The following is a 15,642-nucleotide window of genomic DNA, read 5'->3' on the forward strand; positions in this document are numbered from 1 at the left end:
TAAATGAGTAAACACAAGCCATGCTTTATTAGCAAGACTTAGCCTTATTACTACCTCTAAAAGCGCAGCGTCTCTTAACCTCTTTGTGAATAAATTGCTTATTATGGGCGTGAAGAAACTTTAATAATTATTCAAAGCATGTAAACAAAAAAGCCCCGCTATTTATTAAATAGCAGGGCTTTTTAATAAGTGTTAGTTATTAATCAACACTCAATGTTTTAGTCATTGCAGAACTTGCACGACCAGCAGGTTTGATAGAACCCGCACGTAAACCACTGTCTGGCACTAGTTCACGCTTATCGTGAGCCATTGCTACAGATGTATGTTTTACTTCGCTATCAGCTACAGGAGTAGGCTGTGCCATTGGCGCACTTGCAGACCCTTGAGTTACCGCTGTTTTCACATGCGGTGCTTTAGTCACAACAGGAGTTTCAACTTTAGCAGGCTCTTCAGTTACTACAGGAGTTTCAACTTTAGCAGGCTCTTCAGTTACTACTGGAGTTTCAACTTCAGTTGGCTCTTCAGTTACTACTGGAGCTTCGACTTCAGCAGGTTCTTCAGTTACTACTGGCGTTTCAACTTCAGTTGGCTCTTCAGTTACTACTGGAGCTTCGGCTTCAGCAGGTTCTTCAGTTACTACTGGAGTTTCAACTTTAGTTGGCTCTTCAGTTGCTACTGGAGTTTCAACTTTAGCAGGCTCTTCTACAGCTTCAACTTTTGCTAAGTCTTCAACGGCAACGGCTTGTTCAATTTGCTGCGCTGCATCCACAGGTGTTTCTTCAGATTTAGCTTTAAGTTCTGCTTCATATTCTGCAGCTGCTTGATCAGCAACTGGAACAAATGCAGGGGCTTCATCAGATTTAACTTCTGCTTCACCTTCAGGACGACGACGACGTTGACCAGATGCACGAAGATGACGAGGAGAACGGCGTGAGCGTGTACGTGTTTGCTCTTGCTCGTCTTCTGTAGTTGCTGTTTCATCGTTAGAATCAACAGTTTCAACGTCAACTTTTTCTTCTTTAATATGCGCTGTTTTTTCTGCCGGAGCTTGTGTTTGCTTTTCTACAACAGGAGCTTGCTCTTGAACTTGTGGAGTATCAGTAACTACCGCTTGCTCAGGTGTTTGCTCTGTTGAGTTAGCTTGCTCAGCGTTTTCATCTTGCAGACGTACTTTTTTACGTATGTTACGACGTTGACGGCGAACTTTAGGCTTTTGCTCTTTAGGCTCTACAGCTTGAGCTGGCTTAGAATCAGTTTCTACTTCTACTTCTGCTTTTACAGGAGCTTCAGCTTTAACTTGATCTTTGTCTTCGCTTTTATGCTCTGGGCGCTTACGAGAGTTAGGGTTACGACGACGCTTATTGCGGTTCTCGCTTCTCTCTTGAGTCTCAGTACTAGTTGCTGCTGGTGAGTCTGTTTTAACTTCCTCTTCAGCTGCAGGGCGCTCATTGCGTGGTTTATTAGTGCGCGGGTTATTATTACGACGACGTTGGTTGTTATTACGACGACGATTATCGTTACCACGGCGAGCGTTATTACGCGCTTCTTGCTGCTCTTTTTCTACAGCTTCTTTTTTCTCTTCTACTGTTTCGCTTGCAAATAACGATTTAAACCATTTAGTGATTGCTTCAAACAAGCCACCTTCAGTTTTACTCTCTGTTGCTACAGGCTGAGCTACTGGTGCAGGCGCTGCTTGTGGAGCCGGTGTAGAAGGCATTACAACACCTTTTAACATTGGCTCTTCACGTACTGGTGCACTTGGTGATTTTGACATCTCAAATGCTTCAGGTTCTGGCGCAACAACTTGTCCGTAACTTACCGTTTCAAGTGTTTCGTCTTTACGTAAACGCATAACTTCGTAATGTGGTGTTTCCATATGTTGATTAGGAATAATCACTACGTCACATTTATGATGTTTTTCAATGCGATGAACACTACGACGTTGCTCATTTAGTAAATAAGCAGCAACGGCAACAGGCACTTGTGCATTTACTTGTGCTGTGTTGTCTTTAATTGCTTCTTCTTCAATTAAACGAAGAATAGAAAGTGCGATAGATTCGTTTGAACGAATAGTACCTTGTCCACTACAACGTGGACATGGGCCTTGGCTTGCTTCACCTAATGAAGGACGCAAACGCTGACGCGACATTTCAAGTAAACCAAAGCGTGAAATTTTACCAATTTGAACACGCGCACGATCTGGACGAGCAGCATCTTTTAAACGATTTTCTACTTCACGTTGATGACGTGGAGGCGTCATATCGATAAAGTCGATAACAATTAAACCACCTAAGTCACGAAGACGTAATTGACGTGCAATCTCATCAGCGGCTTCTAAGTTAGTATTAAGTGCTGTTTCTTCAATATCGCCGCCTTTCGTTGCTTTAGACGAGTTGATATCGATAGATGTTAGTGCTTCAGTTGGGTCAATTACAATTGAACCACCAGAAGGCAAGCGTACTTCACGCTGGAACGCAGACTCAATTTGGCTTTCAATTTGGTAATGCGTAAATAAAGGAGTGTCACCTTGATAAAGCTTAACACGGCTCATAAAGTCAGGACGAAAACGCTCAATGTGCGCTTTAGCTTCTTCAAAAACACGTGGTTTATCAATTAAAATTTCGCCAATATCACGACGTAAATAATCGCGTATCGCACGGAATATTACATTACTTTCTTGGTGTATTAAAAATGGCGCTTTAGCACTATCGGCTGCTTGTCTAATTGCTTCCCAATGTACTAATAATGCTTTTAAATCGTAGTTTAATTCTTCAAACGATTTACCAACACCCGCTGTACGAACAATTAAGCCCATACCTTTAGGAAGTTCTAAACGACCTAATGCTTCTTTAAGTTCAGTACGCTCATCACCTTCGATACGACGAGAAATACCGCCAGCACGTGGGTTGTTAGGCATAAGAACTAAATAGCTACCTGCAACACTGATAAAAGTAGTTAACGCTGCGCCTTTTTGGCCGCGTTCTTCTTTATCAACTTGTACTATTACTTCCTGACCTTCTTTTATTACGTCGCGGATGTTAGGGCGACCATGAAAAGTGTAACCTGCAGGGAAGTAAGTACGTGCAATTTCTTTTAAAGGAAGGAAACCATGACGGTCAGCACCGTAATCAACAAATGCTGCTTCAAGAGATGGTTCAATGCGAGTGATTTTGCCTTTATAAATATTGGCTTTTTTCTGTTCGTGACCTGGGCTTTCGATATCTAAATCATAAAGGCGTTGGCCATCAACCAGTGCTACGCGCATTTCTTCTTGCTGCGTTGCATTGATTAGCATACGTTTCATATTGTTACTCTACTTATTTATGTCTCTGACATGACGATGTTTACTCGCCTGTTCAGTTGTCCCTATTTTTAGAATGTGCAGCCTCACGACTGGGTCTTTAACGGAACGGCTCTGTTTCTCGTATGCAGTATTTTAAATGCTGGCAAACAATAGCAATTATTATCGCTATTAAATTCTTAATGGTGCTAAAACTGTCGGCTTTTCAGCTACGTTTACAAGTTTTACCCAGAAGTCGACCTGTCATATTAATCTTGCTAAATATCATTCATATTAGGCGCGTAGGGCTCATTAAGTTGGTGAGCAATACATACTGATGTATCGCTAATATCCGTTTTAAGAGCAAAAATCGCTGCCGATGTTAATGAACGCTTATTTATTAGATTTTTTTAGTTCTAAATAAGCTGCTATACAGTACTACAATAATTGAGCTAGTGCTGAACGACATTTTTTACGTCGTCACTATCAGACAAATTATCTGTTCATTGCTTTCTCTAGCACGTTAAAAATCACTTCATGTTCAAACTTAACCGGCAATATATTACGCGCATTGCCGTTAATTGATCGCACGTGTTAACTGAGGAGGCATAAAAGCTTTGGAAAACTTAACTCGGATCTGTATGATCGGCTACCCAGAATGTGCATCACGAATGTTTTAATGTGTTAAAAAGCACCGTTGTTATTTGCAAATACTAAATATTTGCGCTGCTGATTATCCCACTATTATTACAGTGTTAGCAACTAAATTATTTTACTTAAATTAGTGATTAGGCAATGTCAGAAAAAAACGACTTACAAGTAACTTATGTCACGATCAACGAAGACCATTTAGGTCAGCGTATTGATAACTTTCTTATTACCCATTTAAAAGGGGTGCCTAAAAGCGCTATTTATAAACTTTTGCGCAAAGGTGAGGTACGCGTTAATAAAAAGCGTATTAAGCCTGTATATAAACTACAGCTTGAAGATGTACTTCGTATTGCACCTATCAGAGTTGCTGAGCGTGAAGAATTTGTTCCATCAAAATTAGACAAAGTAACTCGCCTAGAAAACGATATTTTATTTGAAGATAAATACCTTATCGTCATAAATAAACCTTCAGGTATGGCTGTTCATGGCGGCAGTGGTTTAAGTTATGGTTTAATTGAAGCGCTGCGAGCACTTCGCCCAGAGGAACGTAGCCTTGAGCTAGTTCATAGGCTTGACCGTGATACATCGGGTTGTTTACTTATAGCGAAGCGTCGTTCGGTGTTAACAGCATTGCATGAACAACTTCGCGAAAAAACAATGGAAAAAAATTACTGGGCACTTGTAGAAGGGCAGTGGGATTCTAAAACTAAAAACGTAACCGAAGGGCTGCGTAAAAATACACTTAAATCGGGCGAGCGCGTAGTACGCGTAGATAACACTGAGGGAAAACCTTCACATACTCGTTTTAAAGTACTTGAACGTTTTAACGATTGCTCATTGGTACAAGCATCGCCTGTTACAGGGCGTACGCACCAAATTCGTGTGCATACGCAATGTAAAGGTCACCCAATAGCGTGCGACGACAAATATGGCGATCAGGGTTTCGACGATTCTATGCGTAAAGTTGGGTTAAACCGATTGTTTTTACACGCACATGATTTAAGTTTTTATCACCCTAAAAACGAAACCACTATGCGTATTGAAGCACCGCTAGATAAAACGCTTAAAAATACATTACTAAAATTACGAGATGCAAAACTGTGATTGCAGTGACGCCAATTAAAAAATATAAGCTCGTCATTTTTGATTGGGATGGCACTGTTATGGATTCAGTCACTAAAATAGTTAACTGTATTCGTAGTAGCGCTGAGTCACTTAATTTAGTGCCACCTAGTGACGAAACCATTAAAAATATTATTGGTATGTCGCTTGAAAAAGCAATTGACGTTTTATTTCCTGATAATGTAGCGCAGCACCAAGCGTTAATTTCAGGTTATAAATATCAATACAGTGTAGATACTACTCCCACGCCTGTATTTGCTAATGTCGTCAGCGTTTTAAATGCCTTAAAAGAGCAGGGCATTGTTTTAGCGGTTGCAACAGGTAAAGGTAGGGGTGGGTTAGAGCGTTTGCTTGAACAAAGTCAATTGAGGCATTTTTTTAGTGCGACACGTACAAGCGACGAAGCGCAATCAAAGCCCTCTCCAGATATGTTGTATCAATTACTTGAAGAACTTGGCATAAGTGCTCAAGACGCTGTAATGATTGGCGACACTCAAATAGACATGACTATGGCAAAAGCTGCTGGCATGGATAGAATTGGCGTAACAATGGGTGTACACAACGCACAGCAGCTAAATAAGCTTAGTCCTGTTGCAACAGTAGATAACTATCTGCAGCTGCAACAGGTTTTGCTTGGCTAATTTATTTACCCTGAGCAGTAAGTACATCAATACCAAACTCAGCCAGTAACTGGCTGAGTTTAATTAATGGTAATCCAATTAAGCTATTAGGATCGTCTCCGCTTAACTTTTCAAATAAACAGATACCCAACCCTTCACTTTTAAAGCTGCCAGCACAGTTATAAGGCTGCTCAGCATCGCAATAAGCGCTAATTTGTGCATTACTGAGTGTTTTAAACGACACGTTAAAAGGTTCTACGCAGGTTTTTTTAGTGCCAGTTACAATATCGTAAACACAAAGCCCAGTTAAAAATGTTACAGTATTACCGCTAAATAAATTTAGTTGTTTTACGGCATTTTGTTTATTATGTGGTTTACCTAAAATTTGATTATTAAACACAGCGACTTGGTCTGATCCAATAGCTAACCCTTTGTTAAAGTGTTTATTAGCCGCTGAGGCTTTTAATTCACTTAAACGCTTAACCAGTTCGGTAGGTGTTTCGCATTCAAGTGCTGATTCGTCAACGTCTGGTGAAAACGTATCAAATGGTAAATTAAATTTTTGTAATAAAGACTGCCTAAAAGGCGAGCTTGACGCTAAAATGAGTGGATGCTTCACGGACTGTTTTCCTACGATAATTCAGATTGAGTTAGGATAAATCAGATCCGAGAGTAAAACACGTTAAAAACCAAGTAAAAATGGTTTTTTACTTTGACTAACAAACTAACTATCTATATGATGCAGCCCCTATGCAAAAGGTGAAAATTCCCATCACTCTTCATCCAGGCAAAGCAGCGCAGCACCGTTTAAAGTATGACGGAATTGTACCGCTTGAAAAACTTACTCGTTTAGAGAAAGTTGTGCAGGAAGAAGTAGGTGAAATAGCGGTAAAAATACATTGCAAAAACGATGATCAAGGTTTCGCTGTGATTAGAGGCAATTTGTCCACACACGTTACTGTCATTTGTCAACGTTGTAATGGTGATTTAGGGTTGGATTTGGTTCAAGACTTTGCATATTCACCAGTAGGTGAAGATACAGAGTTAGATATTTTTCCAGAAGACTACGATGAAGTAGCGCTTGATGAAAATGGTGAAGTTAACGTTTTTAATTTAATTGAAGACGAACTAATTTTAGCAATTCCATTAGTGGCTACCCACAACGAAGCTTCATGCAGTTATTCAGCAAAGCCTGCCAGCTTTGGTGTATTAAAGGCGGAAGATGATAAACCTAATCCATTTGATATTTTGAAACAACTTAAGAAAGATTCTTAGGAGAAGACTATGGCTGTACAAAAAAGCAAAAAGTCTCGTGCAAGACGCGGCATGCGCCGTTCACACGATGCGATCAGTGGTCCAACTTTAACTGTAGATCAAACATCTGGTGAGACTCATCGTCGTCACCATGTGACTGCAGATGGTTACTACAAAGGCGTTCAAGTAATTTCTAAATAAGAGATTACTTATATGCTGAAAGATCTAACCATAGCGTTAGATATGATGGGGGGCGATTACGGCCCCCGTTCATCTATTCCTGCTGCCGTTTGTGCAGTAAATGCTCATGCCAATTTAACTCTCATTTTATGTGGCAATGAACACGTTATATCTAAAGAACTCGAATCCCTCGATTCTCTACCTCATCCTAGACTCATAATTCGTCACTGTAGTGAAATAGTCACTAATGCCTGTGAACCTGCAATTGCTGTGCGTTCAAAAAAAGATTCATCTATGCGTGTTGCCCTAGATTTAGTTAAATCGGGCGAGGCTCAAGCATGTGTTAGCTCAGGTAATACCGGCGCTCTATTTTTTATGGCTCACTATGTATTAAAAATGCTGCCAGGTGTTAAACGTGCCGCACTCATTTCATCTGTTCCTACAGAGCTTAAAAACCCAGTATATTTACTCGACTTAGGTGCTAATGTGCATTGTGATGCGCAAATGCTCTATCAGTTTGGCATTATGGGCTCTATTGTTGCTGGACAAGCACTTGGTTTGGATAATCCTCGCGTTAGTTTATTAAATATTGGCGCTGAGGACATTAAAGGCCACGACGACATTAAACAAGCTGCACAATTAATGCAGCAAAGCCCACACATAAATTATATTGGTTACAGCGAAGGAAGTGATATTTTTTCGGGTAAGGCTGATGTAATTGTTTGCGAAGGGTTTGTTGGCAACGTAGCACTTAAAACATGTGAAGGCATTGCCAAGCTTATTATGAATAAGTTTACAACCGCACTCGAAAAGCACCTTTTATATAAATGTATGGCGTTTATATTGCGCCCAATAATAAAAAAACTCTATAAAAGGGTGAACCCCGACCAGTATAACGGTGCTTCTCTGGTAGGATTGCGCGGTATTGTCGTTAAAAGTCATGGAAATGCGTCAGCTAAAGCATTTCAAGCAGCAATTGATGAAGCGGTAAAAGAGGTTGAACGTCAACTTCCTGATAAAATAGCCGCTATTTTCGAAAACACACATTCTAAAGACACGGCGGTTAATCAATAATTGATGTGCCGTGTATTTCATTATTTATTTGTTTAATTAAAAAGAGCAAAGTATGGCACAAAAAATTGCACTTCTATTCCCAGGTCAAGGCTCGCAAAGCGTTGGTATGTTACAAGAACTACTAGAGAGTTCTGATATTGTTAAAGCAACATTTGCAGAAGCATCAAATGCACTGGGTTACGACTTAGCAGAGCTAGTTCTTAATGGTCCAGAAGAAAAATTAAATCAAACCCACCGCACACAACCTGCATTACTAACTGCAAGTGTTGCTATTTACCGTGATTGGTTAGCAGCTAACCCTGATGTAGACGTTGTTATGGCGGGTCACAGCTTAGGCGAATACTCAGCGTTAGTATGTAGCGACGTATTAAGCTTGAGCGAAGCCGTAAAGCTTGTTGAAAACCGCGGTTTATACATGCAAGAAGCCGTGCCAGCAGGCGTAGGTTCAATGGCTGCTATTATTGGCTTAGGCGATGAAGAAATTAAAGCGGCTTGTGCTGCCTCAGCGCAAGGTGAGGTTGTATCTCCAGTTAACTACAACTCTCCTGGTCAAGTTGTTATCGCAGGCCATAAAGCGGCAGTAGATAGAGCATCGCAAGCATGTAAAGATGCCGGTGCTAAACGTGCATTACCACTTTCTGTTAGCGTACCTTCACATTGTGAGTTAATGAAGCCAGCAGCTGACAAGCTAGCAGCTGACTTAGCCGCTTTAACATTTAATACACCTAAGTGTGATGTAATTAATAATGTTGATGTAAAAGCTGAAACGTCAGCTGATGCAATTAAAGACGCACTAGTACGCCAGCTTTATAGCCCAGTTCGCTGGACAGAAACAGTACAAGCCTTGGTTGCGCAAGATGTAACACAAAGCTACGAATTTGGTCCTGGTAAAGTATTAACAGGACTTGCTAAACGAATTGATAAAGCAATGATCTGTGGCTCAGTAAACGACGCCGCTTCAATTGATGCAGCTAAATAAGAGTATATAAAATGTCTAATTTATTTTCATTAGAGGGCAAAGTTGTCCTAATTACTGGCGCCAGCCGTGGTATTGGTAAAGCAATTGCAACAACATTAGTTGCACAAGGTGCAAAAGTTGCAGGTACTGCGACAAGTGAGTCAGGCGCTGCTAAAATCAGTGAATACCTAGGTGACAATGGTAAAGGTTATGCATTAAACGTAACCGATCCTGCATCTATTGAAGCAACACTTGCTGCAATAAAAGCTGATTTAGGCGATATTGACGTACTTGTAAATAACGCAGGTATTACACGCGATAACTTATTAATGCGTATGAAAGAGACTGAGTGGGACGATATTATTGACACTAATTTAAGCTCAGTTTTCCGTTTATCTAAAGCAGTACTTCGTCCAATGATGAAGAAAAAAAAAGGCCGTATTATTAACATTGGCTCAGTAGTGGGTACTATGGGTAATGCAGGTCAAGCTAATTATGCAGCGGCTAAAGCGGGTGTAATTGGTTTTTCTAAATCACTTGCGCGCGAAGTTGCATCACGTGGTATTACCGTTAACGTAATCGCACCTGGCTTTATTCAAACAGACATGACTGATAATTTAACTGATGAGCAAAAAGCAGCTACGCTTGCAAATGTTCCAGCAGGGCGTTTAGGTCAACCAGACGAAATTGCTGCTGCAGTATGTTATTTAGCGTCTGACGCGGCTGCGTATGTATCAGGCGAAACTTTGCATGTAAATGGCGCGATGTACATGGTTTAATAGCCATTGTACCTAGAACGAAACTTAATAAAGTTAAGTAAGTTACCTTAAAAACATTGAATTATTTGTGAACTTGCTTTAAACATACTTGAAATCGCTGCGAAAATAAGCGATAAAAGACAAAACACACACTCAGAGGTTTGACCAGACAATTATTTATGGTCAAATCATTGAATCAGAGAATTATGCGGCGTAAACTACGCCGCAATCTGAAAATAACGCATTGGCGTTTTTAATAAAGGAAAGAAGAATGAGCGATATCCAAGAACGCGTAAAGAAAATTATCATTGAACAACTAGGTGTTAAAGAAGAAGAAGTTAAAAATGAATCTTCTTTCGTAGATGACCTAGGTGCAGATTCTCTTGATACTGTTGAACTAGTAATGGCTCTTGAAGAAGAGTTTGATACTGAGATCCCAGATGAAGAAGCTGAGAAGATCACTACAGTACAAACTGCTATCGATTACGTTACAGCACACGCTGAGTAATTAATCGCACGTTAAAGGCAGCATCCGCTGCCTTTAATTTTTTATATCCAAACCACCTCAAAGTTCGTGATCCAAAACTTAAATCTCCATGCTCAATTTTAGTTAAAAATTAATTTTGATTGTGTTATGCGTTTTAATCTATTTTGGGACTAGCACTTTGAGGTAGCTTGGGTATGATCATCCCCTTGTAAAATATCCCTTATTGGAGGCAAACCGTGGCTAAACGTCGAGTCGTCGTAACTGGCTTAGGAATGTTGACGCCGCTAGGTAATGATGTTCAATCAACCTGGCAAGGCTTATTAGATGGTAAAAGTGGCATTCAAACAATAACGCACTTTGATACATCAAAATTTGGTACTAAATTCGCTGGTTTAATAAATGACTTTGATGCAACTGCATACATGTCAGCGAAAGATACTAAAAAAATGGACTTGTTTATTCAGTACGGCATTGCAGCGGGTGTTCAAGCCTTTAAAGATTCAGGCCTTGAAATCACTGAGCAAAACGCAGCACGCATTGGTGTAGCTGTAGGTTCAGGTATTGGTGGGCTTACGTTAATTGAAGAAAACCACATTAAGCTATTAAATAGTGGTCCGCGCAAGTTATCGCCATTTTATGTGCCGTCTACCATTATTAATATGATCTCAGGTCATTTATCAATGATGCATGGACTTCGTGGTCCAAATATTTCAATTGTAACTGCCTGTACTACTGGTTTGCATAATATTGGCCATGCAGCGCGCATGATTGCCTACGGTGATGCAGATGCAATGGTTGCTGGCGGTGCAGAAAAAGCGTGTACCCCAATTGGTATGGGTGGCTTTAATGCTGCGCGTGCACTTTCAACACGTAACGACGATCCACAAGCGGCTTCTCGCCCTTGGGATAAAGACCGCGATGGCTTTGTGCTTTCTGACGGTGCAGGTGTTGTTGTAGTTGAAGAGTACGAACATGCTAAAGCTCGTGGCGCTAAAATTTATGCTGAGCTAGTAGGCTTTGGTATGAGTGGCGATGCGTATCACATGACGTCACCACCAGAAGATGGTGCGGGCGCTGCACTTGCAATGCAAAACGCACTAAACGATGCGCAAGTAAACGCTGAGCAAATTGGTTACATTAACGCACACGGTACATCTACAAATGCAGGCGATAAAGCAGAAACTGCCGCTGTTAAGTCTATTTTTGGTAATGCAGCTAAAGATGTAATGGTAGGCTCGTCTAAATCGATGATGGGTCACTTGTTAGGTGCTGCAGGTTCGGTTGAATCAATTATTTCGATTTTATCACTGACAGATCAAAAAGTGTCGCCAACTATCAACCTTGATAATCCAGACGAAGGGTGTGACTTAGATTATATTGCTCACACTGCACGTGATGCAAAGTTAGACTTTGCACTGTGTAACTCGTTCGGTTTTGGTGGTACTAATGGCTCGTTGCTATTTAAAAAGGTATAATCTTTTTTAACAACGAATCAAATTATAAGAGCTCAGTTGTTTAACTGGGCTTTTTTTATATGCCAAACAAAATGCAAACAATAATAGCAGTAGATCAAAACAGCACTTTAAGCACGCGTGACAGGGGCTTAAATTACGGTGATGGCTTTTTTACAACCGCTAAGGTTGTTGATGGGCAAGTACAGTATTGGGCTCATCATAAAGCGCGTTTGATTGAATGCGCACAGCGTTTGGGTTTTCCTGAGTTAGACTTTAATAGCCTTGAAAATCAAATTGCTTTGCATATAAACGCTGCACCACTAAACGTGCTTAAAATACTTGTAACGCGAGGCGAAGGCGGACGTGGTTATGGGCTGCCAAGTGAGTGTAATGTCACTATTTTATTGAGTGTGTTGGACTACCCGAGTAATTACAAAGCGCTTGTTAAAAAGGGTGTAAATCTCGAAATAAGCCCGATTAAATTAGCGGCACAGCCTTATTTAGCAGGCCTTAAAACATTAAACCGGCTTGAACAAGTGCTAATTAAAAAAGCGATGCAAACGCAAAACTGCGACGATGTGTTAGTGCTCGATTACAATAACAATGTAATTGAAGCTTCAGCAGCTAATATTTTTGCGATTAAAAATAAATGTGTGTTTACGCCATTGCTTGATGAGTGCGGAATAAAGGGCGTTTATCTACAATCGTTATGTGATAAATTGCCTGTTGAATTTAAACGCGTGAAAGTAGAAGATTTAACCCAAGCAGACGCCGTATTTGTGTGTAATAGCTTAATGGGAGCAGTACCTGTTAAAAGTATTGAGCAACAGGTATTTAATACAGACGACAGCCACGCATTACTAACTAGATTATTAGCCAAGGAGGCTGAGTGTTAAAAGTTATTTTATCGGTACTTTTTTTAGCTGTTATAACCACTGCTATTGGTTACCAGCAATTACAAGCAACAATAAATAGCCCGCTAAAGGTAGCACAAAACACACAATTTGAAGTTAAGCATGGCACTGGCTTTAATAAGTTATGTCAGCAGTGGCAAGCTAATAACTGGGTGGAAGGCTGCTGGCGTTATCAAGTAATTGCCAAATTAGATCCCACACTTACCGACTTAAAAGCGGGCCTTTACGAGCTAACAGCCGATAGCGTTATCAACAACGTAAAAAAAATTAATCAAGGCCAGCAAATCAACTTTAGTTTTACCATAATTGAAGGGCAAAACTTACGTGAAGTACTAAGTGCTATTAAAAAAGCCGATAATTTACAAAACGATTTAAAAAGAGATGAGCTAAGTACACAAATACTGGGCAATAATACGCACTTAGAGGGCTGGTTATTTCCCGACACGTATCATTATCATAATAACGATACTGCAAGTAGTGTATTAAAACGTGCAGCGCAAAAAATGCAGCAAACGTTAGACGATGCTTGGCAGCAGCGCGCAGCTGATCTCCCTTACAAAACAGCATACGAAGCACTAATAATGGCTTCAATTATTGAAAAAGAAACAGGCCTTGCCAGCGAGCGTCCGTTAATTGCATCAGCGTTTGTTAATCGATTAAACACTAACATGCGCCTGCAAACCGATCCAACCGTAATATACGGATTAGGCGCTGATTTTGATGGCGATATTAAACGCAAAGATTTACGCGATTATACGCCTTACAATACGTATCGTATTAATGGTTTACCGCCAACACCGATTGCAATGCCATCAAAAGCCGCTATTTTAGCTGCAGTTAATCCGCCACAAAGTGAATACGTTTACTTTGTATCAAAAGGCGATGGTAGCCACCAGTTTTCAACCACGTTAAAGCAGCATAACGCGGCAGTTAAAACGTATATATTAAATAAAAAGAATTAATTTTTATGAAATCAAAATTTATAGTAATAGAAGGGCTAGAAGGCGCCGGTAAATCAACCGCTATTTCGTTATGCCAAGACTTTTTAAACAAACAAAAAATAGACTTCATTAACGTCCGCGAACCTGGCGGCACACCGCTTGCTGAATCGCTTCGTACGCTTGTAAAAGCAGAGCACGAAGAAGAAATTGCCTTTGAAACCGAGTTGCTTATTATGTACGCAGCACGTTCGCAATTAATGCACAATGTTATTACCCCAGCGCTTGATAAAGGCCAATGGGTACTTGCCGATCGTCATGACTTATCGTCTCAGGCGTATCAAGGTGGTGGGCGTGGTATTAGCTCAAATACATTAGCTTCACTTTCGTCAATGGTATTAAAGGGCTTAAAGCCTGATTTAACTATTTACCTTGATATTGATCCAGTGATAGGCCTTGAACGTGCAAAAGGGCGTGGTGAGCTTGACCGTATTGAACAAGAAGCCATTGAGTTTTTTCAGCGTACACGTATGCGTTATGTTGAACTTGCTAATGACGACAACACAATTAAAACGGTTGATGCAAACCAAAGTATTGATAAAGTACATCGCGATATAACCAATGTACTGCATTCATTTTTTGAAGGCCTAAAATAATATGCCATTGCCGTGGCTACATGATACTCAAGCACGTTTAGCGCAAAGTTATCGTGCAGAGCGTTTTCATCATGCGCAATTATTTTGTGGGCCTGTTGGCGTAGGTAAATTTGAGTTAAGTGATGAGCTTGGTAATGCTTTGTTATGCCAAAATATAGCTAAGCAGGTAGCTGCGCAAAACAGTATGCTAAAACCTTGCGGGCATTGTAAAAGCTGTTTACTTACTCTTGCGGGTACTCATCCCGACAAGCGCTTAACGCAAGTTGATGGGCAAAGCATAGGCGTAGATGATATACGCGGCATTAGTGACTTTATGAACCACTCAGCAGCGCAAAATGGTAATAAAGTAGCGATAATCGAAAATTGCGAAAAAATGACTACAGCAGCAGCAAATGCACTTTTAAAAACACTTGAAGAGCCAACTAATAGCCGTTTTCTAATATTAACTACAAGCCAACCAGCACAGCTCCCTGCAACTATTTTAAGTCGATGCGCTAAAAGTGACGTAAAAATAACAAATATAGCACTTGCTCAGCAATGGTTAGAGACATTAGATATACCTAACTATAGTTGGCTAGCACTTTTTTATAACCAACCGCTGCAAGTAAAGCATTGGCAACAGCAAGACCAGCTAAAAAATATTGATACACTGTATAAGTTTGCAACTGAGTTTAAACAAAGCCATAATTTCAAAGCGTTAGTCGATATAATAAATAAACAGCCTGAACTTGTTCGTATATTTACTTTGTTTTTAAGCGTGCAACTAAAGCAGCAATTACTGCAAGGTATGAGTTTTGACGCTTATCAAAGTGCGCAAAATGCATTAGGCGAGTTTTTACAAAATAACACACAAGTACTTGGCCTTAATTTACCGCTTGCTGTATCACGATTAGCATACACATTGCGAAATTCTTAAAAGGATTAATCATGCAAGAACTACTAGTAGACATAGACGATTTAGACGAGTTATACCGTTGTTATATGCCTTACTTAAAAAAAGGTGGCTTATTTGTACGCACTAATATGCGTTACGAAGCAGGGCATTCATTAGCGCTTAGAGTTACCTTGCCCGATGCCTTAGAAGATGATGTAGTAACAGGTAAAGTGTCGTGGATCACGCCACAAGGGGCACAAAGCTCTAACCCTCCAGGTATTGGTATTAGCTTTTTAGACGATAAAACAAACCTAAACGCTAAAATCGAAAAGCTACTTGGGACTATGTTAAACTCAGGCGATCAAACATATACCATGTAGTTATAGGGTCGGTTTTTCATTGAGATTAACGCCGCCCTATAT

The 15,642-nt window shown here is 40.3% G+C and carries 16 protein-coding genes; 14 read left to right on the plus strand and 2 right to left on the minus strand.

The features are described from left to right. Nucleotides 1-199: 199 nt before the first annotated feature. Nucleotides 200-3,304: a ribonuclease E gene (gene rne, locus GQR54_RS00245; protein WP_166376172.1), complete on the minus strand. Its 3,105-nt coding sequence runs from the start codon at nucleotides 3,302-3,304 to the stop codon at nucleotides 200-202. A gap of 771 nt (nucleotides 3,305-4,075) precedes the next feature. Between rne and rluC the strand changes: the two genes are divergently transcribed. Beyond that, nucleotides 4,076-5,035, plus strand: a complete 960-nt coding sequence (gene rluC / locus GQR54_RS00250) for a 23S rRNA pseudouridine(955/2504/2580) synthase RluC (protein ID WP_010554171.1) — start codon at nucleotides 4,076-4,078, stop codon at nucleotides 5,033-5,035. Continuing rightward, on the plus strand, nucleotides 5,032-5,694 hold the full coding sequence (locus GQR54_RS00255) for an HAD-IA family hydrolase (protein ID WP_197192408.1): 663 nt from the start codon (nucleotides 5,032-5,034) through the stop codon (nucleotides 5,692-5,694). Before rluC ends, GQR54_RS00255 begins: the two co-directional genes overlap by 4 nt. Before the next feature lies 1 nt (nucleotide 5,695). Here the strand turns inward: GQR54_RS00255 and GQR54_RS00260 are convergent, their stop codons facing one another. After that, nucleotides 5,696-6,292 (minus strand): Maf family protein, encoded by a 597-nt coding sequence (locus GQR54_RS00260; protein WP_166376173.1) that lies wholly within the window; start codon nucleotides 6,290-6,292, stop codon nucleotides 5,696-5,698. 131 nt (nucleotides 6,293-6,423) lie between these two features. Here GQR54_RS00260 and yceD point away from each other — a divergent pair, with 131 nt between their 5' ends. From yceD to GQR54_RS00320, 12 genes are all read left to right on the plus strand, one after another. Continuing rightward, nucleotides 6,424-6,948: a 23S rRNA accumulation protein YceD gene (gene yceD, locus GQR54_RS00265; protein WP_007585727.1), complete on the plus strand. Its 525-nt coding sequence runs from the start codon at nucleotides 6,424-6,426 to the stop codon at nucleotides 6,946-6,948. A gap of 9 nt (nucleotides 6,949-6,957) precedes the next feature. After that, nucleotides 6,958-7,128 (plus strand): 50S ribosomal protein L32, encoded by a 171-nt coding sequence (rpmF, locus tag GQR54_RS00270; protein WP_002962381.1) that lies wholly within the window; start codon nucleotides 6,958-6,960, stop codon nucleotides 7,126-7,128. Between the two features lie 12 nt (nucleotides 7,129-7,140). Next, entirely contained in the window at nucleotides 7,141-8,181 is a 1,041-nt protein-coding gene (gene plsX, locus GQR54_RS00275) for a phosphate acyltransferase PlsX (protein ID WP_076923839.1), read from the plus strand. Between the two features lie 52 nt (nucleotides 8,182-8,233). Next, on the plus strand, nucleotides 8,234-9,160 hold the full coding sequence (gene fabD / locus GQR54_RS00280; protein ID WP_166376174.1) for an ACP S-malonyltransferase: 927 nt from the start codon (nucleotides 8,234-8,236) through the stop codon (nucleotides 9,158-9,160). Between the two features lie 11 nt (nucleotides 9,161-9,171). Further along, nucleotides 9,172-9,918, plus strand: a complete 747-nt coding sequence (fabG, locus tag GQR54_RS00285) for a 3-oxoacyl-ACP reductase FabG (RefSeq protein ID WP_101217158.1) — start codon at nucleotides 9,172-9,174, stop codon at nucleotides 9,916-9,918. A 250-nt stretch (nucleotides 9,919-10,168) separates the two neighbouring features. Beyond that, entirely contained in the window at nucleotides 10,169-10,405 is a 237-nt protein-coding gene (acpP, locus tag GQR54_RS00290) for an acyl carrier protein (protein WP_002962377.1), read from the plus strand. A gap of 215 nt (nucleotides 10,406-10,620) precedes the next feature. Then, nucleotides 10,621-11,859: a beta-ketoacyl-ACP synthase II gene (fabF, locus tag GQR54_RS00295; RefSeq protein WP_007585731.1), complete on the plus strand. Its 1,239-nt coding sequence runs from the start codon at nucleotides 10,621-10,623 to the stop codon at nucleotides 11,857-11,859. A gap of 59 nt (nucleotides 11,860-11,918) precedes the next feature. Then, nucleotides 11,919-12,734: an aminodeoxychorismate lyase gene (gene pabC, locus GQR54_RS00300; protein WP_166376175.1), complete on the plus strand. Its 816-nt coding sequence runs from the start codon at nucleotides 11,919-11,921 to the stop codon at nucleotides 12,732-12,734. Next, nucleotides 12,728-13,714 carry an endolytic transglycosylase MltG gene (mltG, locus tag GQR54_RS00305; RefSeq protein WP_166376176.1) on the plus strand — a complete coding sequence of 329 codons (987 nt, stop codon included), beginning with the start codon at nucleotides 12,728-12,730 and terminating at the stop codon, nucleotides 13,712-13,714. The genes pabC and mltG overlap by 7 nt, the downstream gene beginning before the upstream one ends. Before the next feature lie 5 nt (nucleotides 13,715-13,719). Further along, on the plus strand, nucleotides 13,720-14,346 hold the full coding sequence (gene tmk, locus GQR54_RS00310; RefSeq protein WP_007585737.1) for a dTMP kinase: 627 nt from the start codon (nucleotides 13,720-13,722) through the stop codon (nucleotides 14,344-14,346). A 1-nt stretch (nucleotide 14,347) separates the two neighbouring features. Beyond that, nucleotides 14,348-15,262 (plus strand): DNA polymerase III subunit delta', encoded by a 915-nt coding sequence (locus tag GQR54_RS00315; RefSeq protein ID WP_166376177.1) that lies wholly within the window; start codon nucleotides 14,348-14,350, stop codon nucleotides 15,260-15,262. Nucleotides 15,263-15,273: 11 nt separating this feature from the next. Then, nucleotides 15,274-15,600, plus strand: coding sequence for a PilZ domain-containing protein (locus GQR54_RS00320; protein WP_002962367.1), 327 nt, complete (start codon nucleotides 15,274-15,276; stop codon nucleotides 15,598-15,600). The last annotated feature ends 42 nt before the right edge of the window (nucleotides 15,601-15,642 follow it).

Source organism: Pseudoalteromonas sp. Z9A4 (assembly GCF_011378845.1).
In the GTDB taxonomy this organism is placed as follows: Bacteria; Pseudomonadota; Gammaproteobacteria; order Enterobacterales; family Alteromonadaceae; genus Pseudoalteromonas; species Pseudoalteromonas arctica.